This is a genomic window from Cytobacillus sp. FSL W7-1323 (assembly GCF_038595015.1).
Classification (GTDB): domain Bacteria; phylum Bacillota; class Bacilli; order Bacillales; family Cytobacillaceae; genus Cytobacillus; species Cytobacillus kochii.
The window spans coordinates 3900142-3922446 of sequence record NZ_CP151998.1 but is presented as its reverse complement, the minus strand read 5'-3'; the positions used below and the strand labels follow the sequence as shown (position 1 = coordinate 3922446).

Here is a 22305-nt window from a genome sequence, read left to right as displayed (position 1 = left end):
GGGAGGGTTAATATGGCGGAGAAAGATCAAAGGTTAACGGCATCTGAGTTAGCACAGCTATGGAATGCCTATATGAATAATAAAATGTATAAATGCGTCCTGCAATATTTTTATGAAAAAGCTGATAAAGGAGAGATTAAGGAATTTATTGAGACGGCTATCGAGATGTGTGATGAAATTATTTTTGATATTACGACGATCTATAATAAGAACAACCATCCATTGCCGAAAGCCTTTAGTGAAGAAGAAGATGTCAATGTAACTGCTCCAAAGCTTTACTCAGATGTGTTTATTCTTGCGTATATGCATGATATGACTCGTTATGGCATTATTGGTTATGGAACTGCATTAGCTATTGCAATTCATGAAGATGTGGATCAAGTTTTCACAAAAGCATTGGAAAAAGGTTCACAATTATATAGAAGGGCAATTAAATTGCAGCAAGAAAAGGGTGTTTTTCACCCCTCACCGTCTATTCCAATCCCAGAAAAAATTGAAATCGCTGAAAAAAATAGTTATTTAAACGGCTTTATAAGTGAACAGCGAGCATTATCAGTCGTTGAGATTATGAATGTGTACAACGATATGCAAAGAAATGCTTTAGGAAAGGCCCTGTTTTTAGGTCTTTGTCAAACTGTTACTTCCAATGATATCAAGAAATTTTTGCGGAAAGGTCTTGATTTGTTCGATGAAAATGTCCAAGAATTTGCTAATACTTTAATTAAGGATAGCATTTCTGTTTCACCGACTTGGGACTCAGAAGTGCTTAATTCTACCACACCACCTTTTTCAGAAAAGCTAATGCTATACCAAGTAGTAATATTTATTGCTACGTTATCCGGCTATTATGGGACAGCATTAGGTACGACTACAAGACGGGATTTAACGGTAATGTATGCAAAGATAATGACCGAAACATTAGACTTAGGCAATCAATCGGCAAGTTTATTAATTAAATACGGTTGGCTTGAACAAGCCCCTCAATCAGTAGACCATAGAAATATTTCTAAAAAGAAAAGGAAATAGGGATGTTCTGTGAGAAAAAATAACCCGATTGAGAAATTGTTTTGGTCGATTGCTTTTCCCGGTTTTGGTCAATATTTAAATGGTAAATTGTTTAAAGGTACTGTATTTTTAGTTTTAGAAATTTTATTTAATGTCATGGGTAATTTTAACGAAATTATTATGTTAAGCTTTCAAGGGAAAGTTCATCAAGCTGCTGAAGCAGCTAATTATGGATGGTTAATGTTCTATCCGTGTTTATACTTCTTCGCTATTTGGGATGCTTATAAGGATGCTGGGGGTGAAGGGAGTAAATATTCATTCTTACCATTTGTATTTTGTGCTTATTTTGTAACGGTTGGTCTTATGTATTCAACAGAGGTATCAATATTTGGCGTGTTTTTTGGGCCTGTATGGTTACCAATGATAGCTGTCATTCCTGGTGTCATAATTGGTTGGCTCATTCGATTTGTCATCATTAAATTTTCAACTTCATCATAAAAGCCAACCCTTCGCATGATTATATGGTTGGCTTTTAAATTTGGTATGTATACAATTAATCCTCATTTACTGTTGCTTTGCATACGGGACAAGTAATTTTTTCATTCGATCTAAATTGGATTTTCTTCAAATCTTTCCTCGTAAATGTAGCAAAAACATTATAGCGGAAACCGCATATACAAGAGTGTTTGTCTTTTACAATGTGGGTTAAATGGGTTTCATCGCTTTGAACGGTTGGATAGATCATAAGACACACCTTTCTTTTTTGTGGGAAATTTAGGCAAAATTAGAAAGGTTTTTATATAGGAGACCTTTAGAAAGTCCATAACAGGTAAGGGTGATTCAAGCGGAAATAATCACCTCACACATCTGCAACCCGGCTGCCATGACAATATATGCTTTAGGCCCGTGGCTTTGCGTCTTTTACTTTCGTAAAATTTGCCCAATATGATAGATTCTATCACATATTCATAGAGTATGGTCGACAAACGTCCTTTTTGTAACTAAAGGGAAAAATAACTGAAAAATCTAATAATTGTTTAGTTTCCACAAATCTTCCTTTTTCTTTTTTGATGATATTTACTCTACAATCTGAATAGTTATGTAGTGAGCTACCAATTTATTTCTATACACTATTTCAGGTGATTATTGTAGAATGAGAATAAGGGGGGTTTTTAGAATGAACTTGAAAGCAGGGTTGTGGCAACAGCAAACATTAAAATTGACCATGACACAAGAGCTTACACAAGCGATTGCGCTGTTACAATATAATACACAAGAATTGTCTGCCTTTTTGGAAAGTAAGGCGTTAGAGAATCCCCTTATGCAAATTGAAGCGAGTCCTGCACAAGCAGCCGATTCGAGATTTGACCGAATGAAACCATCAAAACAAAAAGTAGATGACAATAAACAGGACTGGATTGAACAAATCGGTTCAAAAAACCATACAACATTACAAGAATACTTACATTCGCAGTTAGCGATCGCAGAATTAAATCATATGGAATATAAACTCATTTCCTATCTCATTGGATGTTTAGATGAAAACGGTTACTTACAGACAGACATACAAACTGTTGCGGAAAAATTCAACGTAAGTGAAGAGGATATGAATGAAGCGTTGATAGAGATTCAAAGTTTAGAACCTGCAGGAGTAGCGGCGAGAGACTTACAGGAGTGTCTATGGTTACAATTAGAGAGACTTCACCCTTATAATGAAATCGCTGAGAAAGTCATTAGTGATTATTTTCTTCTTTTTGCTGATAAGAAATGGAAAGAAATAGCGAAAAACCTGAAAGTAGAACTAAAAGAAATCCAAGAAGTTTTTGATCTTGTGCAAACACTAAATCCAAGACCAGCTGCATCCTTCCAAAATGAGTTAGCACCATATATTACACCAGAAGTCGTTATTCAGTGGGAAGATGGGACTTTTTCTGTAAGTATATATGATGATGTGCTACCAAAGATTCGCTTTAATGAGAGCTATTTTCGTAAGTTTCAAGCAGATGGAGATCAAGAAGTGAATCGTTTTTTGCAAGAGAAAAAAACGGACTTTCATTGGATTGCTAGAAGTATAGAACAAAGAAAAGAAACATTATTAAAAGTAGCATTAAAAATTGTTGAAAAACAGCCTGAATACTTCTGGAAGGGCCCAAATTATTTGCAACCGATGACAATGAAAGAGATAGCCGATGAATTAGAGATACATGAATCAACTGTCAGTCGTGCGGTCCGTGAAAAATATGCGCAAACGCCATTTGGAACGATTGAATTGCGATCCTTTTTTTCTAGTACGATTAAGACGACGTCGTTTGAGAATGCATCATCTGAGCAGGCGAAAAACGCAATAAGTGACATGGTCAAAAGTGAAGATAAGAAAAAACCTCTTTCAGATCAAGTGATAGTCAAGCGATTAGAAGAGGAAAAAGGTATTGTGATATCAAGAAGAACAGTTGCAAAATATCGTGATCAATTAAAAATTCCATCTTCTTCAAAAAGAAAAAGATACGAATAAAAGAGTGGGGTGGATGATTATTGCAGATTGTTAAACTGTATACAAGAAAAAGATGCCCTTTATGTGAGCAAGCTGAGCTTGTCATTGAGATGGTTCAAGAAGAAAGTCTATTTCAATATGAAGCCATTGATATTGAAACAAGTGATGATCTAACAGAACGCTTTGGTTTAATGATTCCAGTTATTGAGGTAGACGGTGAGATCCTTCAATATGGACAAGTAGATTATGTCACTCTTTCTGAGAAGTTAAGTTGGGAAAGTGATAAATGATTGAAAAATAAAAATAACCCTGCTAATATAAAGTTGTAGGGTTATTTTTAAAGATTGATGATTAAATTATTGTAAAAAGGGTATAAGAATAAAGAAGAAAAAAATGAAGTTTTGACTTCATTATATATTTTTATTCTCGTGGGACACAAAATGTCTTGCGTGGACATATAATGTCCATATAAAGGAGTAAAAAATTGAATAAGTGGATGAATGTTACTCAAAAAGTAATTCCAGACTTGATGGAAATAATGAAAAGACGATATGAAATTTTGCAACAAACCTCTTTAATGGAGCCTGTAGGAAGAAGGAGTTTAGCGACAAAAGTAGGGATGACCGAAAGAGTATTACGCGGAGAACTCGATTTTTTAAGAGAACAAGGCTTAATTATTGTAGATGCACAAGGAACGAAACTATCGGAGGCTGGAAAGCATCTCCTTGTAGATCTCCACGAGGTAATTAAAGAATGGTCGGGATTAAATGATAAAGAAATAAACTTGACAAATATGCTTCAAATAGAAAAGGTGCTACTTACTTATGGGGATACTGATAAGGATGAAACAGTAAAGTCAGAGTTAGGAAAAGAAGTAGCCCGCCTTGTTCAGGCGATAGCTAATGGAGGGATGACCATTGCAGTGACGGGTGGATCCACAATTTCAACTGTAGCTGAAGCGCTAAGGAAACAGCAACATATGGTGGATGTCTTATTTGTTCCAGCCCGTGGAGGCGTCGGCACAGATATGAGATTCCAAGCCAATACATTAGCGGCGCGAATGGCAGAAGAATCGGGCGGCACATACCAAACATTGTATGTCCCAGATGTCGTCGGTGAAGAAATGTATCAATCCATCATCAAGGAACCAGAAATAAAGCAAGTGCTGAAAGTGATAAAAAAGGCGAATATCGTTATTCACGGTATTGGCAATGCACTTGAGATGGCAGAAAGACGTGGTACCCATAAGGGAAATATAAAGGAATTAACAGAATCAGGTGCGATTGCTGAAGCATTCGGGTATTACTTTAATGAAGAGGGTAAAGTGGTCCATCGTTTGCAAACAGTAGGACTACAACTAGAAGATTTGCAACATGCAGAATATGTGATTGCCGTTGCAGGTGGATCAACAAAGGCTAAAGCGATTGCTGCCTACATGAAACAAGCACCGAAACAAACAATACTTGTCACAGATGAGATTGTGGCAGAGGAATTACTAAAAACAATTAATTAACGGAGGTTTCATAATATGACAATTAAAGTGGGAATAAACGGATTTGGAAGAATTGGCAGAAACGTATTTCGTGCGAGCTTTGAAAAGGAAAATGTAGAAATCGTTGCGATAAATGACTTAACAGATGCGAATATGCTAGCTCATTTATTAAAATACGACTCCATTCATGGAGCATTTCCGCACGAGGTAAAGGTAGACGGCGATAACTTAATCGTAGGTGGCAAAAAGGTTAAAGTGTTAGCAGAAAGAAATCCAGCTGATATTGGTTGGGGTGATTTAGGTGTTGAGTTAGTTGTTGAATCTACAGGCCGCTTTACAAAACGAGCAGATGCAGCGAAGCACTTAGAAGCAGGTGCGAAGAAAGTGGTTATATCTGCTCCGGCAACCGATGAAGATTTAACGATTGTAATGGGTGTGAATCATGAGTCATATGATCCTGACAACCATCATATCGTATCAAATGCTTCTTGTACGACGAATTGCTTAGCACCGTTGGCGAAAGTTTTACATGATTCATTTACAATTAAACGAGGAATGATGACAACTGTCCACTCCTATACAAATGACCAGCAAATTCTTGATTTGCCTCATAAAGATTATCGTCGAGCAAGAGCAGCTGCAGAAAATATTATTCCAACAACAACTGGAGCAGCAAAAGCCGTTTCTCTTGTTCTACCAGAATTAAAAGGGAAATTAAATGGTGGTGCCATTCGTGTTCCAACACCGAATGTTTCTCTAGTTGATTTAGTTGCCGAGCTTGATAAAGATGTCACAGTCGATGAAGTGAATGAAGCATTGAAATCTGCCGCAAATGGAGAGTTAAAGGATATTCTTAGCTTTAGTGAGGAACCATTAGTTTCAGGTGATTACAATGGAAATCCTGCATCATCAACCGTTGATGGATTATCTACAATGGTTATGGAAGGCAATATGGTCAAAGTCATATCATGGTATGACAATGAAAGTGGTTATTCTCACAGAGTGATTGATTTAATGGAATATATGGCTGAAAAAGGATTATAAATGTAGGTTTGGTAAACATTAAAAATAAAATTTTGCTTACAAACTCACATCTTTATGGATATTAGATGAATGAACGTCTATAATGATAAATGGTGAAGGGAGAAAGGGACCATACCTCTCCCTTTTATTTTGACTTTTTCTATACGTTTTCGCGCTTTTCTTGCGCGAGTAAGAAAGAAAACGGTGATTTTTATACATATAAATGAATGAACATTCGCCTTTCTTGTAGTACAAGCAGCTAACTAGAAAATAGTCTATTATTATGTTTAGGAGGGCCTTTTACTATGAACAAAAAGAGCGTAAAAGATGTAGAACTAAAAGGAAAACGCGTATTTTGTCGTGTAGACTTTAATGTGCCAATGAAAGAGGGACAAATCACGGATGAAACACGTATCCGCGCAGCAATTCCGACAATTAACTATCTAATTGACCAAGGAGCGAAAGTGATTTTAGCTTCTCATTTAGGGCGTCCAAAAGGACAAGTAGTAGAAGAGTTAAGGTTAACTCCTGTTGCAGAAAGATTATCTGCCTTGCTAGGAAAAAATGTTGCCTATGCAGATGAGGCGTACGGAGAAAAAGTAGAACAGGCAGTAGATGGTTTAGAAGAGGGCGATGTTCTATTACTAGAGAATGTTCGCTTTTACCCAGGTGAAGAGAAGAATGATCCTGAACTTGCTAAAGCTTTTGCCCAATTAGCAGATGTTTATGTAAATGATGCTTTTGGTGCAGCACATCGTGCACATGCATCGACAGAAGGAATTGCCCACCATATCCCAGCGGTTTCTGGTTTGCTAATGGAAAAAGAATTAGAAGTGTTAGGCAAGGCATTGTCAAACCCTGACAGACCATTTACAGCTATCATTGGTGGTGCAAAGGTAAAAGATAAAATCGATGTAATTGATAATCTATTAGATAAAGTAGATAATTTAATTATCGGTGGCGGTCTAGCCTTTACGTTTGTAAAAGCACAAGGCCATGATATTGGCAATTCTCTATTAGAAGAAGATAAATTAGAATTAGCGAAAACGTTTATGAAAAAAGCGGAAGAAAAAGGCGTGAAATTTCTAATGCCAATTGATGCTGTCGTTGCCGATCGTTTTGCTGAAGACGCAGATAGTAAAATAGTGGCTATTAACGAGATTCCAGGAGATTGGATGGCATTAGATATTGGTCCTGAAACGGCTAATTTATATAGTGAAGTAATTGCAGATAGTAAGCTAGTCATTTGGAATGGACCGATGGGTGTATTTGAAATGGATCAGTTTGCTGGTGGAACAAAAGCAGTAGCAGAAGCATTAGCGGAAGCAAATGACACATACTCTGTTATCGGTGGTGGTGATTCTGCAGCAGCAGTCGAGAAATTCCATTTTGCTGATCGTATGAGTCATATTTCAACAGGTGGCGGTGCATCATTAGAATTTATGGAAGGAAAAGCCCTTCCAGGTGTTGTCGCTTTAAATGATAAATAAGTAATAAAAAGGAAAGGACGAGATAGTATGCGTAAGCCGATTATTGCAGGTAACTGGAAAATGCATAAAACAATGAATGAGGCGAAGTCCTTTATTGAAGAGATTAATGGTCTTGTTCCAGATGAAATGGATATGGATACAATCGTGTGTGCTCCAGCCCTATTTTTAGAGCGTCTTGTAGATGGTGTGGAAGGTTCACCTGTTGCCATTGGTGCACAAAACATGCATTTTGAAGATAATGGCGCATTTACTGGCGAAATCAGCCCTGTTGCACTTCAAGACTTAGGTGTATCATATGTCATCATTGGTCATTCAGAACGTCGCGAAATGTTCAATGAAACTGATGAGACTGTGAATAAAAAAGCGAAGTCAGCATTTGCACATAACCTCACTCCCATCATTTGCGTAGGTGAAACACTTGAACAAAGAGAAAACAATGAAACAATGAGTTTTGTTGGACATCAAGTTGAAGCAGCGTTGTCGGGATTATCTGATGGGCAATTAAAACAGGCTGTCATCGCTTATGAACCGATATGGGCTATTGGTACAGGAAAGTCATCTTCAGCAGAAGATGCAAACGAAGTATGTGCCCATATTCGTTCTGTCGTTAGTAAACAGTTTTCTGAGGAAATCGCCGAAGCTCTTCGCATTCAATATGGTGGTAGTGTGAAACCGGCAAACATTAAAGAATATATGAGTCAAGCGGATATTGACGGTGCACTTGTCGGTGGCGCAAGTCTTGAGCCCTCTTCCTTCCTGCAATTATTGGAGGCGGGTAAGTATGAGTAAATCACCTGTTGCTTTGATTATTCTTGATGGCTTTGCCCATAGAGAAGAAGTCAAAGGCAATGCTGTTGCTCAAGCGAAAAAACCGAATTTTGATCGGTTATGGAATGAGTATCCACACGCTTATTTAACAGCAAGTGGAGAAGCGGTTGGTTTACCACAAGGACAAATGGGGAACTCCGAAGTCGGTCATATGAATATCGGGGCCGGACGCATTGTTTATCAAAGCTTAACAAGAGTAAATGTGGCTATTCGTGAGGGGCACTTTGAGCAGAATGAAACATTCCTTGCAGCGATTAATCATGCGAAGAAAAACAATACAAGCCTTCATCTGATGGGATTATTGTCAGACGGTGGTGTGCATAGTCACATTAACCACTTGTATGCCCTCCTTCAGCTAGCTAGTGACGAAGGATTAAAAAAGGTCTATGTCCATGGTTTTCTTGATGGCCGCGATGTTGGTCCGCAGACAGCTAGAGGATATATTCAAGCGGCAGAAGCGAAAATGAAAGAAATTGGTGTAGGTGAATTCGCCTCTATTTCAGGTCGTTATTACTCAATGGATCGTGACAATCGTTGGGAACGTGTGGAGAAATCTTATCGTTCGATGGTGTATGGCGAAGGTCCTGCTTATCATAGTGCCCATGAATTAGTCGAAGATAGTTATGCGAACGGTATTTATGACGAATTTGTTATTCCTTCTGTTATTGTGAAGGAAGATGGATCACCTGTTGGAAAAGTTAGTAATAATGATGCTATGATTTTTTACAACTTTAGACCTGACCGCGCGATTCAGATTTCAAATACGTTTACAAACAAAGACTTCCGTTCATTTGATCGTGGTATAGGCCATCCAAAGACTTTATTCTTTGTTTGTTTAACCCATTTTAGTGAAACAGTTGACGGGTATGTTGCATTTAAACCGACAAACCTAGATAATACTCTTGGAGAAGTACTTTCACAAAATCACTTAACGCAACTGAGAATTGCAGAAACAGAGAAGTATCCTCATGTTACATTCTTTATGAGTGGAGGAAGAGAAGCAAAATTTCCTGGTGAAGAACGGATTTTGATTAACTCACCTAAAGTTGCTACTTATGATTTAAAGCCTGAAATGAGCGCCTACGAAGTAACAGATGCTTTGCTTGATGAAATTAGTCAAGATAAGCATGATGCCATTATATTAAATTTTGCTAACCCTGATATGGTGGGGCACTCAGGAATGCTAGAACCAACAATTAAAGCTGTTGAAACGGTTGATGAATGTCTTGGAAAAGTGATTGACGCCATTATTGCTAAAGGTGGAAAAGCGATTATCACCGCTGACCACGGCAATGCGGATGAGGTCATTACTCTTGATGATCATCCAATGACAGCTCATACAACTAATCCAGTACCTGTTATTGTAACGGAAAAAGGTCTAATATTACGTGAAGATGGTATATTAGGAGATTTAGCTCCAACTATACTTGATTTATTAAAAGTGTCTCAACCTGAAGAAATGACTGGTTCTACATTAATTAAATAAGTGCCGGTGTTCACTTTTTTGTGAACATCCGTGCCTTACATATAAATGAAGTTTGACAAGATGACAGCCAATGAAAAAGGAGAGATTATCATGCCATTTATCCAACATGTATATGCTCGTGAAGTATTAGATTCACGTGGAAATCCAACAGTAGAAGTAGAAGTATTAACCGAGTCTGGCTTCTTCGGCCGTGCGATTGTACCATCTGGTGCATCAACTGGTGAATATGAAGCCGTTGAACTTCGCGACGGAGACAAGGATCGTTACTTAGGTAAAGGTGTTCAAAAAGCAGTAGATAATGTGAATAACTTAATTTCTGAAGCAATTATTGGTTTTGACGTAACTGATCAAGTAGGTATTGACCGTACAATGATCGCGCTTGATGGCACAGAAAATAAGGGCAAATTAGGTGCAAACGCAATTCTTGGTGTTTCTATGGCTTGTGCGCATGCAGCAGCAGAGTCTGTTGGTTTACCATTATACCGCTATCTTGGTGGTTTCAATGCGAAACAATTACCAACACCAATGATGAATATCATTAATGGTGGTTCTCATGCGGATAACAATGTTGATTTCCAAGAATTCATGATTATGCCTATTGGCGCTCCTACATTCAAAGAAGCGATCCGTATGGGTGCTGAAGTTTTCCATTCATTGAAAAAAGTTCTTTCATCTAAAAGCTTAAACACGGCAGTAGGTGACGAGGGTGGCTTCGCCCCAAACCTTGGGTCAAACCGTGAAGCGCTAGAAGTCATCATTGAAGCGATTAGCAATGCAGGTTACGAAGCAGGTAAAGATATTTACCTTGCAATGGACGTTGCTTCATCTGAATTCTTTAACAAAGAAACCGGCAAATATGATTTAACTGGAGAAGGTCGTCTTGGATTATCTTCAGAAGAAATGGTTTCTTTCTACGAGGAGCTTGTTTCTGAATTCCCAATCATCTCGATTGAAGATGGATTAGATGAAAACGACTGGGAAGGCCACAAATTATTAACTGAACGCATCGGTGGTAAAGTTCAATTAGTAGGGGACGACCTATTCGTTACAAACACGAAAAAGCTAGCACAAGGAATTGAACAAGGTGTAGGAAACTCAATCCTTATTAAAGTAAACCAAATCGGTACATTAACTGAAACATTTGAAGCGATCGAAATGGCGAAACGTGCTGGTTACACAGCAGTCGTTTCTCACCGTTCTGGCGAATCAGAAGACGCAACAATCGCTGATATCGCTGTAGCTACGAATGCTGGTCAAATCAAAACAGGTTCAATGAGCCGTACAGATCGTATTGCAAAATACAACCAACTACTTCGCATCGAAGACGAGCTTGGTGATTTAGCTGTGTATGACGGATTGAAATCTTTTTATAACTTGAGTAAATAATGTCTTAAAAAAACAAACATCATTTTGTAAATGGTGTTTGTTTTTTTTGGCTATTTTAGGTTTTAAGGGATGCCGATCTCCGTAGTGGAAAATACGCGTAAATACATGGCGAGATAAATAAAGAAATGTCAAAACCAAAAGCCCTGACTCGTTTATCATAGAAACGCGTCAAATTTTTGGATTCACTACGGATTTTGACTCATTAATCAAGGAACCGCGTCAAATTTTTGAATCCACTACGGAATCTGACTCGTTAATCATGGAACTGCGTCAAATTTTTGGATTCACTACGGATTTTGACTCATTAATCAAGGAACCGCGTCAAATTTTCGGAATCACTAAGGATTCTGACTCGTTTATCATGGAATCACGTCAAATTTTCGGATTCACTACGAATGTTGACTCATTTATCAAGGAATGGCGTCAAATTTCTAAAACCACTTCTTTGTATACTACTTTGAAAAGAAAAATCAAAAATACAGAAATATATATAATAGAGTCTTTCCTAAAAAGCGGCTAATCACATCATACAATAATGAGATTACCATTTTTGTTAATAATTTGTAGATGCGCAAATAGGCATGCGGGCATGAACTTGACATTTCATGATAGATTAACTTGTCTGTACATAGTAAATATGCTAAAATTTGAGTATTATTATTGTACGTAAATGGTTGATATGGAGGTGCCCACATGCATACACTTTTAATTACATTGCTAGTCATTGTGTCTATCGGTTTAATTGCCGTTGTTTTACTTCAATCAGGAAAAAGTGCAGGTCTTTCAGGTGCGATTTCTGGTGGAGCGGAGCAACTTTTTGGTAAACAAAAAGCACGCGGCTTAGATTTGATTTTACATCGTTTGACGATTGTTTTAGCTGTTTTATTCTTTATTTTAACAATCGCAGTTTCTTATTTTGCTCTATAAATAGAGACGAACAATGCAATGCCTGGCCTCAACGAAAGGTCGGGTTTTTATTTTGCCTATTACAGGGAAAACTAATCATGTTAAACAAACGTTTGATTGAAAGGAAGTATACATAATGAAAGTAGTTCAACCCAAACCATTCACATTTGGAGACGGTAAACGAGCAGTATTATTATTACATGGGTTTACTGGTAATACAGCAGATGTTCGCATGATGGCAAGATTCCTAGAAGGGAAAGGTTATACTTGTCATGCGCCATTATATAAAGGCCATGGCGTCCCGCCGGAAGAACTTGTCCATACGGGACCAGAAGATTGGTGGCAAGACGTCATGAATGGTTATCAACACCTAAAGGAAATGGGGCATGAAGAAATCGCGATTGCCGGCTTATCTCTTGGTGGGGTATTTTCCTTGAAATTAGGTTACACTGTACCTGTAAAGGGTATTATAACCATGTGTGCACCTATGCATATTAAATCTGAAGAAGTGATGTACGATAATGTCGTTGATTATGCCCGACAATATAAGAAGCTAGAAGGAAAATCACCCGAACAAATCGAAGAAGAAGTAGCTAAGTTTAAAGAAACACCAATGAACACATTAAAGGCATTACAAGCATTAATTGCAGATGTTCGTCATAATGTGGATATGATTTATTCTCCGACTTTTGTTGTGCAATCAAGAGAAGATCATATGATTAATACTGAAAGCGCGAATATTATATACAATGAAGTAGAAAATGATCAAAAACAGATTAAATGGTATGAAGAATCCGGTCATGTCATTACACTTGATAAGGAAAGAGATCAGCTGCATGAAGATGTGTATCAATTCTTAGAGCAGCTTGATTGGCAAGTGTAAGTTGGATCGAAGTTTGAGGAGTGTTGTCAATCGTGGATAACCACAAAAAAGAGCTGGTCGATAAACTATTAAATTATATGAAGGACGAGGCGTACAAGCCTCTAACAGTACAAGAAATGGAGGAGGCCTTTGGGATAGAAGACTCCACCCAATTTAAGGATTTTGTAAAGACTTTAGTCATTATGGAGGAACAAGGCTTAGTTGTGCGTACAAGGAGTAATCGCTATGGATTACCTGAAAAAATGAATCTTGTGCGCGGGAAATTATCTGGTCATGCCAAAGGATTTGCCTTTGTTATTCCAGATGAACCAGGACTCGATGATTTATTTATCCCACCAAATGAAACAAATAATGCCATGCACGGTGATATTGTCTTAGCCCGTGTAGCAGCAGAAAGCGCTGGTCAAAGAAAAGAAGGAACCATCGTCCGCATTTTGGAACGTGGTGTGCAACAAATCGTTGGTACATACACTGAGAGTAAGCATTTTGGCTTTGTTATTCCAGATGATAAAAAGTTTGCCAGTGATATCTTTATCCCAAAAGCTGCTTCTAAAGGGGCAGTAGAAGGACATAAAGTTGTTGTTAAGCTCACAACTTATCCTGAAGGAAGAAAGAGTGCGGAAGGTGAAGTAATGGAAATTCTGGGTCATAAAAACGATCCAGGCGTTGATATTCTTTCCATTATTCATAAACATGGGTTACCGATGGAATTCCCTGATGATGTGTTAAAGCAGGCAGAAGAAACGCCTGATGAGATTGATGAAAAAGAAATTGAAAATCGTCGAGATTTAAGAGGCGAAACGATTGTGACGATTGATGGTGCAGATGCGAAAGATTTAGATGATGCTGTTACTGTGACGCAACTTGATAATGGTCATTATAAATTAGGTGTGCATATTGCTGATGTATCTTATTACGTAACTGAAGGATCACCAATTGATGTAGAAGCAGAGGAACGAGCAACTAGTGTGTACTTAGTCGATCGTGTAATACCTATGATTCCCCATCGCCTATCGAATGGAATTTGTTCTTTAAATCCAAAAGTAGATCGTCTCACACTTTCATGTGAGATGGAAATTACTCCTGATGGTGAAGTGGTCAATCATGAGATTTTCCAAAGCGTCATTAAAACAACCGAAAGAATGACTTATTCGGATGTGAATAAAGTTTTGGAAGATAACGATGAACAATTAATTGAACGCTATGAGCCACTCGTACCAATGTTTAAGCGAATGGAAGAATTAGCTGCGATTCTTCGTAAAAAGCGTATGCATCGTGGCGCCATTGATTTTGACTTTAAAGAAGCGAAAGTGTTAGTGAATGAAGAGGGTGACCCAAAAGATGTCGTCATTCGCGAACGTTCAGTAGCAGAAAGACTCATTGAGGAATTTATGCTAGCAGCGAATGAAACGGTTGCAGAGCATTTTCATTGGATGGAAGTACCGTTTATTTACCGTATTCATGAAGACCCGAAAGAAGATAAGCTCAGAAGATTCTTTGAGTTTATTACAAACTTTGGTTATATTGTGAAAGGAACAGCCAACGCTGTTCATCCGCGTGCATTACAGGATATTATAGAAGAAGTACAGGGGACACCAGAGGAAATGGTGATCTCCACAATGATGCTTCGTTCCATGCAACAAGCGAAGTACGATCCAGAAAGCTTGGGTCACTTCGGACTATCAACAGAGTTTTATACACACTTCACCTCGCCAATTCGTCGATATCCAGATACGATTGTTCACCGTCTCATTCGTACGTATTTGATCGAAGGTAAGATAGACGATCGCACCCAAGAAAAATGGAATGCGATGTTACCTGAAATCGCGGATCATGCTTCTGAAATGGAGCGCAGAGCAGTCGATGCCGAACGTGAAACCGATGAATTGAAAAAAGCAGAATACATGCTTGATAAAATTGGTGAAGAATATGATGGTATGATTAGCTCTGTTACGAATTTTGGGATGTTTGTCGAACTACCAAACACGATAGAAGGTTTAATCCATGTCAGCTATATGACCGATGATTATTATCGCTATGAAGAACGACAAATGGCAATGATCGGCGAACGTACAGGGAATGTATTCCGCATTGGGGATGAAATTACCGTTCGTGTCATTAATGTCAATAAAGATGAACGTGCGATCGACTTTGAGATTGTCGGAATGAAAGGCACGCCTAGAAGAGAACGCCGACAAGAAACAAAAGTGTTTAAAACAGGTAGTTCAGAAAGAAAGCCAAGGAAATCTGCTGCGCCAGAACGAGGTGAAAAATCTGGTAAGCCAGATGGTAAGAAGAAGAAAAAACGCAAATTCTATGAGAATGCACCGAAAGCAAAACGAAAAAAGAAACGTAAATAGTCTAATGGAGGAAGCCTTTTTTGTAAGGCTTTCTTCCTTCTTTCCTTTGTTTTTGCTAAAATAAATAAAACTGCTGTGATTTAAGGGAGATGAGAAAGAGATGCCAAAAGGTGCAGGGAAAACAATCGCCCAAAATAAAAAAGCCTATCATGATTATACTGTCGAAGAAACATATGAAGCGGGTATTGTTTTACAAGGAACTGAGATTAAATCCATTCGTAACGGACGTGTGAACCTAAAAGATGCCTATGCACGAATTGTTAATAATGAATTATTCATAATTGGTATGCATATTAGTCCTTACGAGCAAGGGAATATTCATAACCACGACCCATTAAGAACGAGAAAACTTTTACTACACCGGAAAGAAATTAACAAACTAATAGGTGAGTCAAAAGAAAGCGGCTATGCCCTTGTTCCATTAAAACTATATTTAAAAAATGGCTTCGCAAAGGTTTTAGTTGGATTAGCGAAGGGTAAAAAGAAATATGATAAGCGTGAAGACTTAAAACGAAAAGAAGCGAAACGAGAAGTTGAGCGTGCCTTCCGCGAAAGACAAAAAATGTAATATACCAAAAGCTTACAATTGATATTTCGTTTGTTTGTGCTATAATAGTAATTGTCACTTCAAATAGAAGTGCACAATCTTTGCTCAAAGTTTATCGAGCATTCCGTATGCTGCAACGACTCAGTTGCGCACCTAATACAGTTAGCAGCTTTAAAAAACTGCTACTATCCAATGGGGACGCTACGGATTCGACAGGGATAGTTTGAGCTTAGGTTGCGAGTCGAGGGGATCGTCCTCGTTAAAACGTCAAAGCCTATAACTGGCAAACAACAAAACAACTTCGCTTTAGCTGCCTAATAGGCCTTTAGCGGTTCCTCCCTCCATCGCCCATGTGGTAGGGTAAGGGACTCAAATTTAGTGGGCTACGCCGGATTCCACCGTCTGAGGATGAAGGAAGAGAACAACCAGACTAGCTGCCCGGACGCCCGTCGATAGGCATAAGGAGCAGCGAAACACGAATATATCGACTACACTCGTAGAAGCTTAAGTGCCAATATCTTTGGACGAGGGTTCGACTCCCTCCGTCTCCACCAAATACATATTTGGTGGTTTTTTATTTGGTTAAAACCAATAACATATAAAACCAAGCTATTCACAAAAATTAATAATCCTCGAATAGGTTAACATCAAACGTCTCTTTATTGCCATTCCATTCTATTTCGAATGTATGCATTTTATTTGGCGTAAACATGAATGTCCCATCCTCTCTTTTACTAAGCTGGTTATTATCATCAAGCGTTTCCCCACCGCCGCCGGTGCCAAATAGTGAAGAATGAAAATACCAATGGTCAACTAATACATTTTTGTCATCACCAGTATATTCTATTTTTATCTCATGCCTATAGTTATCCTGATGAATAGATGTATATTTAGAGGTAACAACCCAGTTTTGTCCTTCACCCCTAAAAGAATAAACTTCACTAGCAAATCTATAATTGTTTATATAGTTATAAATCAAAAAAGTAATGACACCTAGCAGAATTAATAAGGCAAATATTTTATAGTATCTTTTTTTCATTAGGGTTTACCCCTCCTTTTTCTCCTACTACACATCATATTATAATTGAAAATTAGGAATATTATGTACATAATAAGCAGGATTTGAGAGGCACTAAGAAGTACAGTATTGTTGTTAAGCAAACATATTAATACTAAAGGTAGTTATATTTCACTTTATGCTCCATGTGGAGGATTATAGTAAGTTAAAAACAAGGCACTGATTAGTATTTATGTTTTTTAAATTACTTGTTATTTTAGGAAATGAAAGAAATATCCCTTAAATATCTACACAGCATCCCTCACTCTGAACTTCACTATCCGCCTTCGTATAAAAAAACTCCCACTCATTCCCATCTGGATCGGTGATCCAAAACTTGTCTTGCAGAGCGTAGCAGCAAGTGGTATCCCGTTCTTCACGTGCGAAGAATCCTTCTTGTTCTAATCGTTGTTTATGGTGATCGATTTCTTCTTGTGTTTCTACTTGGAAACCAAAGTGATTCACTTGATTACCGTTTACTTCGTCTTTAACATTAAGGGTAAAGTTGAGTCCAGGTTGTTCTAGTAAAAACTTACTGTAAGTGGGTTCGACCTTGATTGGAGAAACACCAAATACTTTTGAATAAAAGGCGATAGATGCTTCTAAATTGGTTACGTTAATGCCGATATGCACATATTTCATTTGAAATGCCTCCTTTTAATTGCAACAAGAATTACTTGATTTTCTAAAGATACAACAAAGTTCTTCTGATAAGAGATGGTTAACGGATTGCTCATTTAATTCATAGTAATTCCATTTTCCTTTTGTCTCTTTTGTAATTAAACCAGCATCGAGCAAAATCTTTAAATGATAGGATAATTTCGATTGCGGAAGAGAGAAAATCTCGGATAAATCACAAACGCATGTCTGTCCCCGTTGGCATAGCTCATACATAATTTCTAGTCTCTTTTGGTCGGCTAATGCTTTAAATTGTTTTTCATATTCAATGAATGGTTTCATGGTTTGCACTTCCTATCAAATTTTTTTGGTGTGTTATCAGTATACTTTAACTATAATTGGAAAATCAAGAAATAAATCAAAAAAATTTGATGCGTTTTTTTCTAACAGGGATTGCTTAACTATAGATTTATCTATAAAATAGCATAAGGATATAAGCATTTACTTATACGATGAAGGAGTACCTTAATGAAAAGTACAATTGAGGAAGTTGCGCTTGTGTTAAAGCTGTTAGGCGATAAAACAAGGCTAAAGATGGTGAAGATTCTTGAATCAAGGGAATGCTGTGTTTGTGAGCTTGTTCATTTATTTGATATGAGCCAGCCAGCTATTAGTCAGCATTTACGTAAGTTACGTGATGTTGGTTTGATCTTTGAATCAAGAAGGGGTCAATGGGTTTATTACGGTTTAAATAGACAATATGAGAACTTTCCCTTCGTTTGTACTTTATTAAATCAGCTTCCAAGTCAACAGGGGCTACTTGAAAGTCTTGAAAAACAAGGTTTGCGCGTATTGTGTGATTAAGGAGGAATGGGTATGACAACGTCAGTGGTTTTGGCATCAGTGATTTTTTTAATCACACTTATTTTAGTCATCTGGCAACCTAAAGAGTTGTCTATTGGTTGGTCTGCCTGTGGTGGAGCGATATTGGCTTTACTAGTTGGTGTGGTAGATTTCCAAGATGTTTTGGATGTAACGTCGATTGTATGGAATGCAACGTTAACATTTATCGCTATTATTATTATTTCTTTAATTTTAGATGAGATCGGTTTCTTTGAATGGTCTGCCTTGCATATGGCGAGAGCGGCAAAAGGGCATGGTGTAAAAATGTTTGTCTACGTGATTTTGCTTGGAGCGATTGTATCTGCTCTGTTTGCGAATGATGGGGCTGCCTTGATTTTGACGCCGATTGTTCTTTCGATGGTAAGGAACTTGAATTTTAATGAGAAAATGGTCTTTCCGTTCATTATTGCAAGTGGTTTTATCGCTGATACAGCGTCATTACCCCTTGTGGTTAGTAATCTTGTTAATATTGTATCGGCCGATTTCTTTGGCATCGGATTTGTGGAATTTTTCACTGTCATGATTGTACCGAATTTATTTTCTGTTGCGGCAAGTATTTTGGTTCTCTATTTGTTTTTTAGAAAAAGCATACCCGGTCGTTATGATGGTACACAATTGCGGGAGCCACGTGTAGCGATAAAGGATCCACGATTATTCAAGTACTCATGGTGGATTTTGGCGATATTACTAGTTGGTTATTTTGCAAGTGAGTTTGTTGGTGTGCCTGTATCGATTATTGCTAGTATCATTGCTTTTATTTTTCTTATGATCTCTAGAAGAAGTGATGCAGTTGATGTGAAAACCGTTATGAAGGGGGCTCCGTGGAATATTGTTTTCTTCTCAGTCGGTATGTATGTTGTTGTGTATGGTTTGCGGAATGTTGGGCTAACGAGCTTGTTAACAGATGTTCTTCAATTGACCGTTGATCAAGGATTGTTTGCCGCAACAATGGGCATGGGCTTTATTGCCGCCATTTTGTCTTCGGTCATGAATAACATGCCGACAGTGATGATTGATGCGTTAGCCATTGCAGATACGAATGCAACAGGTATGATGAAAGATGCTTTGATTTATGCCAATGTCATCGGTTCTGACCTTGGTCCAAAAATCACGCCAATTGGTTCACTTGCTACTTTATTATGGTTACATGTGTTATCGCGTAAAGGGGTGAAGATTTCTTGGGGTACCTACTTTAAAACAGGTATCATTCTAACGATTCCCACCTTATTTATCACCTTATTAGGTCTTTATATATGGTTATTAATTATTCATTAAAGGAGTGTTCATATGACGAAAAAAATCATTTATTTTCTTTGCACAGGGAATTCTTGCAGAAGTCAAATGGCTGAAGGTTGGGCAAAGCATTATTTAAACGAAGATTGGCAAGTCTATAGTGCAGGCATTGAAGCACATGGACTCAATCCAAAAGCTGTAGAAGCGATGAAAGAAGCAGGGATAGATATCTCACAGCAAACTTCGGATGTGATAAATACCGACATCTTAAATCAAGCGGATTTGGTTGTCACCTTATGTGGCGATGCTGCTGATAAATGTCCTATAACACCGAAAGAAGTGAAACGAGAACATTGGGGATTTGATGATCCTGCCAAAGCAATTGGCACGGAAGAGGAAAAGTGGCAAACGTTTACTCGTGTAAGAGATGAGATAGGCGAGCGGTTGAAGCGGTTTGCTGATGCTGGTGAAAAGTAGTCATACACCGTCATGGAAGTACCTCCATGGCGGGTATTTTTATTCTGAATAGTTAAAATATATAGTTAATTAAACTTTTGTTATGCTACACTTGTAATAAATAACGACCAACATTGTCTAAGTCACTCAATGAAATAAGGGTAGGAGGGAATAGACGGTTTATGACTAAAAAAGTTGTTCGTAGGAATGGGAAGCGTAATGAAGGCAAAGCTAGACAATTGACAAATGAAATTGATAATTTTTTAATTCTATGTATTTATGAACAGCAAAAAGAAGCAATTGCCAAACAAGAGTCGATTGAAAAAGAGAAGGCACCTATTTATTATATCTCAGGTGTCAAATCTTTTATGATTTGGGAAAAGGCATATCAAGAAAATCCGGCTGTTTTTAATTCGTTAAGACAAATCGCAAGAGATCGCTTTATTCATCAATTGGCAGATCATATCGTGCATTTTCTTATCGAGAAAAACAAAAATTATTCCTCCCTATTTACAATGGTTTTTTTAGATCATCAACTAAGGGGACTTGCCATTTCAGCAATTGAAAATAGGCTAAGGGCGGATACCTTTTTAAATGAGGAAGCTGCTTGGGAAGAGTTTTGTCAGTGGTTTCAGCGGGGAATCGCAGAGTGGGTATTAGATGTAATGGCTGACGAACTTGGGATGGAGCACCTCAGTCAACTAAAGAAAGCTGAATTAAATCAGCTCTTCTATCAATACCTGTCTAATTTTTTGCTGAACAGTAAAGAATTTCTTTCTATGTTCACGATAATCGTAAATGATTATGCTGATAAATGGATCAATCAACTTTTTAAATATAGTAAATGCACTGTACAGGAATTAGAAAAGGCTATCGCTCATGGAGTAGATTGGAGAAATTCATCTCTAGTCCCTTCTCAGAGAGAGAATATTTGTGTAATGAATAATGCCCCTTATCAAGCGGTACGAGAGGCGCTATATCAAGTTTTTCATTGGGATCAAGAGAAAGAAAGGTATTGTAGAAGAATCCAGAAAGGTCATGTGCAAGGCTTATTGATGATTAACGAGATAGTAGAAGATCAAAATGTAGATCGCTTTACGTTAACAGATTTGGATGTTGATGTACTCGATATGTTATGTGCCAACTTTCTTGCTATCGCCAAGCATCATGAAGATGTTATTACGATAGAGGTGGATGAACTGCTTCGGATGAGGGGCTTGTTACCTAAACGCGGTGGAGAAGGGAGACGCGGAGGGTATGAGCGGAGTCAACGTCTAAGAATTATGAAATCGCTTACAATCATAAAAAATCTTTGGATCGATATAGAGACTGTGGTATATCAAAAAGGAAAACCAGTCGAGAAAAGGTTAATGGGTAATGCTTTTGACGTGTATGACCAAAATGAATCACAGCAAGTGTTGAAATATAAAATGGGTCCTATATTTTCCCCATTTCTATATGGATCCGGTAGGCAGGTTATACATCTACCACTTAAAATATTGCAGTATGATCCTTACAGAAGGTCTTGGGAGAAGAGGTTAGGGAGATATATGCATTGGCGTTGGAGAGTCCAGGCAAAGAAGGGCGATTATTTAAAACCACATTATATTTCAACATTACTCGCAGCGATAGGTGAATCATTAAATATAAGATTGCCTTCAAGGACAAGAGAACGATTTGAGAGCGCGCTTGATACGCTACAAGAGGATGGTTTACTCTCTGCATGGTATTACGAAGCATGGGAAGAATCCATTGTGGATAGTAAAGGCTGGGGGAATACTTGGAAGCAAGCAAAGATTATTATTCAGCCACCTGAGGAAGTTGTTGAAAGGTATGCTCAATTGAAGAAAACGACTTTTGAAGTGAAAGTGAAAGACCATCAATCGTTAACAGATCACGTCCTTTTAGGTAAACGTGTAAGAGAAGTAAGAGTGACAAATGGCTTGTCGTTATCACAATTAGCGCAAGAAGTTGAGGTGTCACAAGCTTATATCAGTACGATAGAACGAGGAATTAAAGTCCCATCTAAACGGGTGGAAGGTAAGTTATTACGCTGGATAGAGATAATGGAAAAGAGGCAATGAGCACAAGTTGTGTGATCATTGTCTTTTTTTCGTGGTAATCCCTTGCCATTGTCGAGG

At 37.9% G+C, this 22305-nt stretch carries 21 protein-coding genes, 1 other RNA gene and 1 riboswitch; of the genes, 19 read left to right on the top strand and 3 right to left on the bottom strand.

Going from position 1 to position 22305, the window contains the following annotated elements:
• The first annotated feature begins 12 nt into the window (after positions 1-12).
• The 15 genes from MKX67_RS19985 (at position 13) to ssrA (ending at position 16451) form a co-directional block, all read left to right on the top strand.
• Entirely contained in the window at positions 13-1026 is a 1014-nt protein-coding gene (locus MKX67_RS19985) for a DUF3231 family protein (protein WP_307317808.1), read from the top strand.
• A 9-nt stretch (positions 1027-1035) separates the two neighbouring features.
• Positions 1036-1503, top strand: coding sequence for a hypothetical protein (locus tag MKX67_RS19980; protein ID WP_095371903.1), 468 nt, complete (start codon positions 1036-1038; stop codon positions 1501-1503).
• Between the two features lie 367 nt (positions 1504-1870).
• Positions 1871-1956, bottom strand: a riboswitch (cyclic di-GMP riboswitch).
• Between the two features lie 226 nt (positions 1957-2182).
• A complete protein-coding gene (gene rpoN / locus MKX67_RS19975) occupies positions 2183-3517 on the top strand; it encodes an RNA polymerase factor sigma-54 (protein ID WP_307317805.1) in 1335 nt (444 codons plus the stop codon).
• A gap of 20 nt (positions 3518-3537) precedes the next feature.
• Positions 3538-3786 carry a glutaredoxin family protein gene (locus tag MKX67_RS19970; protein WP_322910452.1) on the top strand — a complete coding sequence of 83 codons (249 nt, stop codon included), beginning with the start codon at positions 3538-3540 and terminating at the stop codon, positions 3784-3786.
• 194 nt (positions 3787-3980) lie between these two features.
• The gene (locus tag MKX67_RS19965) at positions 3981-5009 is read left to right on the top strand and encodes a sugar-binding domain-containing protein (protein ID WP_322910453.1); all 1029 of its coding nucleotides are present in this window, start codon (positions 3981-3983) and stop codon (positions 5007-5009) included.
• 15 nt (positions 5010-5024) lie between these two features.
• Positions 5025-6032 carry a type I glyceraldehyde-3-phosphate dehydrogenase gene (gene gap / locus MKX67_RS19960; protein ID WP_224937085.1) on the top strand — a complete coding sequence of 336 codons (1008 nt, stop codon included), beginning with the start codon at positions 5025-5027 and terminating at the stop codon, positions 6030-6032.
• A gap of 284 nt (positions 6033-6316) precedes the next feature.
• Positions 6317-7501, top strand: coding sequence for a phosphoglycerate kinase (locus tag MKX67_RS19955; RefSeq protein WP_307317798.1), 1185 nt, complete (start codon positions 6317-6319; stop codon positions 7499-7501).
• Positions 7502-7528: 27 nt separating this feature from the next.
• On the top strand, positions 7529-8290 hold the full coding sequence (gene tpiA / locus MKX67_RS19950) for a triose-phosphate isomerase (protein WP_341052152.1): 762 nt from the start codon (positions 7529-7531) through the stop codon (positions 8288-8290).
• Complete coding sequence (gene gpmI, locus MKX67_RS19945; RefSeq protein ID WP_322910454.1) at positions 8283-9815, top strand: 2,3-bisphosphoglycerate-independent phosphoglycerate mutase; 1533 nt, start codon at positions 8283-8285, stop codon at positions 9813-9815. The genes tpiA and gpmI overlap by 8 nt, the downstream gene beginning before the upstream one ends.
• A 90-nt stretch (positions 9816-9905) precedes the next feature.
• A complete protein-coding gene (gene eno / locus MKX67_RS19940; protein ID WP_342488655.1) occupies positions 9906-11201 on the top strand; it encodes a phosphopyruvate hydratase in 1296 nt (431 codons plus the stop codon).
• 693 nt (positions 11202-11894) lie between these two features.
• The gene (gene secG, locus MKX67_RS19935) at positions 11895-12128 is read left to right on the top strand and encodes a preprotein translocase subunit SecG (protein WP_095371911.1); all 234 of its coding nucleotides are present in this window, start codon (positions 11895-11897) and stop codon (positions 12126-12128) included.
• Between the two features lie 115 nt (positions 12129-12243).
• Complete coding sequence (locus MKX67_RS19930) at positions 12244-12990, top strand: carboxylesterase (protein ID WP_095371912.1); 747 nt, start codon at positions 12244-12246, stop codon at positions 12988-12990.
• 32 nt (positions 12991-13022) lie between these two features.
• Positions 13023-15350 carry a ribonuclease R gene (rnr, locus tag MKX67_RS19925; protein WP_342488651.1) on the top strand — a complete coding sequence of 776 codons (2328 nt, stop codon included), beginning with the start codon at positions 13023-13025 and terminating at the stop codon, positions 15348-15350.
• A gap of 100 nt (positions 15351-15450) precedes the next feature.
• Positions 15451-15918 carry an SsrA-binding protein SmpB gene (smpB, locus tag MKX67_RS19920; RefSeq protein ID WP_095371914.1) on the top strand — a complete coding sequence of 156 codons (468 nt, stop codon included), beginning with the start codon at positions 15451-15453 and terminating at the stop codon, positions 15916-15918.
• A gap of 173 nt (positions 15919-16091) precedes the next feature.
• Positions 16092-16451: a transfer-messenger RNA gene (gene ssrA / locus MKX67_RS19915) on the top strand.
• 68 nt (positions 16452-16519) lie between these two features.
• Here ssrA and MKX67_RS19910 read toward each other — a convergent pair.
• The 3 genes from MKX67_RS19910 to MKX67_RS19900 all read right to left on the bottom strand — a co-directional run bounded on the left by MKX67_RS19910 (position 16520) and on the right by MKX67_RS19900 (position 17914).
• On the bottom strand, positions 16520-16936 hold the full coding sequence (locus MKX67_RS19910) for a hypothetical protein (protein ID WP_341052141.1): 417 nt from the start codon (positions 16934-16936) through the stop codon (positions 16520-16522).
• 258 nt (positions 16937-17194) lie between these two features.
• The gene (locus MKX67_RS19905) at positions 17195-17596 is read right to left on the bottom strand and encodes an ArsI/CadI family heavy metal resistance metalloenzyme (RefSeq protein ID WP_095371916.1); all 402 of its coding nucleotides are present in this window, start codon (positions 17594-17596) and stop codon (positions 17195-17197) included.
• 15 nt (positions 17597-17611) lie between these two features.
• Positions 17612-17914, bottom strand: coding sequence for a metalloregulator ArsR/SmtB family transcription factor (locus tag MKX67_RS19900; protein WP_095371917.1), 303 nt, complete (start codon positions 17912-17914; stop codon positions 17612-17614).
• Positions 17915-18100: 186 nt separating this feature from the next.
• Here MKX67_RS19900 and MKX67_RS19895 point away from each other — a divergent pair, with 186 nt between their 5' ends.
• The 4 genes from MKX67_RS19895 to MKX67_RS19880 all read left to right on the top strand — a co-directional run bounded on the left by MKX67_RS19895 (position 18101) and on the right by MKX67_RS19880 (position 22248).
• Positions 18101-18436, top strand: a complete 336-nt coding sequence (locus MKX67_RS19895) for a metalloregulator ArsR/SmtB family transcription factor (RefSeq protein ID WP_307317773.1) — start codon at positions 18101-18103, stop codon at positions 18434-18436.
• Between the two features lie 12 nt (positions 18437-18448).
• Positions 18449-19750, top strand: a complete 1302-nt coding sequence (locus tag MKX67_RS19890; RefSeq protein WP_307317772.1) for an arsenic transporter — start codon at positions 18449-18451, stop codon at positions 19748-19750.
• Positions 19751-19762: 12 nt separating this feature from the next.
• Complete coding sequence (gene arsC, locus MKX67_RS19885) at positions 19763-20185, top strand: arsenate reductase (thioredoxin) (protein ID WP_307317771.1); 423 nt, start codon at positions 19763-19765, stop codon at positions 20183-20185.
• Between the two features lie 161 nt (positions 20186-20346).
• A complete protein-coding gene (locus tag MKX67_RS19880) occupies positions 20347-22248 on the top strand; it encodes a helix-turn-helix domain-containing protein (protein ID WP_322910459.1) in 1902 nt (633 codons plus the stop codon).
• Positions 22249-22305: the final 57 nt, after the last annotated feature.

What these genes read in the sequence shown, in the direction of transcription:
- MKX67_RS19985 (WP_307317808.1), top strand. Translation starts at nt 13, where the DNA reads ATGGCGGAGAAAGATCAAAGGTTAACGGCATCTGAGTTAGCACAGCTA.
- rpoN (WP_307317805.1), top strand. Translation starts at nt 2,183, where the DNA reads ATGAACTTGAAAGCAGGGTTGTGGCAACAGCAAACATTAAAATTGACC.
- gap (WP_224937085.1), top strand. Translation starts at nt 5,025, where the DNA reads ATGACAATTAAAGTGGGAATAAACGGATTTGGAAGAATTGGCAGAAAC.
- MKX67_RS19955 (WP_307317798.1), top strand. Translation starts at nt 6,317, where the DNA reads ATGAACAAAAAGAGCGTAAAAGATGTAGAACTAAAAGGAAAACGCGTA.
- tpiA (WP_341052152.1), top strand. Translation starts at nt 7,529, where the DNA reads ATGCGTAAGCCGATTATTGCAGGTAACTGGAAAATGCATAAAACAATG.
- gpmI (WP_322910454.1), top strand. Translation starts at nt 8,283, where the DNA reads ATGAGTAAATCACCTGTTGCTTTGATTATTCTTGATGGCTTTGCCCAT.
- eno (WP_342488655.1), top strand. Translation starts at nt 9,906, where the DNA reads ATGCCATTTATCCAACATGTATATGCTCGTGAAGTATTAGATTCACGT.
- secG (WP_095371911.1), top strand. Translation starts at nt 11,895, where the DNA reads ATGCATACACTTTTAATTACATTGCTAGTCATTGTGTCTATCGGTTTA.
- MKX67_RS19930 (WP_095371912.1), top strand. Translation starts at nt 12,244, where the DNA reads ATGAAAGTAGTTCAACCCAAACCATTCACATTTGGAGACGGTAAACGA.
- smpB (WP_095371914.1), top strand. Translation starts at nt 15,451, where the DNA reads ATGCCAAAAGGTGCAGGGAAAACAATCGCCCAAAATAAAAAAGCCTAT.
- MKX67_RS19910 (WP_341052141.1), bottom strand. Translation starts at nt 16,936, where the DNA reads ATGAAAAAAAGATACTATAAAATATTTGCCTTATTAATTCTGCTAGGT.
- MKX67_RS19905 (WP_095371916.1), bottom strand. Translation starts at nt 17,596, where the DNA reads ATGAAATATGTGCATATCGGCATTAACGTAACCAATTTAGAAGCATCT.
- MKX67_RS19900 (WP_095371917.1), bottom strand. Translation starts at nt 17,914, where the DNA reads ATGAAACCATTCATTGAATATGAAAAACAATTTAAAGCATTAGCCGAC.
- MKX67_RS19895 (WP_307317773.1), top strand. Translation starts at nt 18,101, where the DNA reads ATGAAAAGTACAATTGAGGAAGTTGCGCTTGTGTTAAAGCTGTTAGGC.
- MKX67_RS19890 (WP_307317772.1), top strand. Translation starts at nt 18,449, where the DNA reads ATGACAACGTCAGTGGTTTTGGCATCAGTGATTTTTTTAATCACACTT.
- arsC (WP_307317771.1), top strand. Translation starts at nt 19,763, where the DNA reads ATGACGAAAAAAATCATTTATTTTCTTTGCACAGGGAATTCTTGCAGA.
- MKX67_RS19880 (WP_322910459.1), top strand. Translation starts at nt 20,347, where the DNA reads ATGACTAAAAAAGTTGTTCGTAGGAATGGGAAGCGTAATGAAGGCAAA.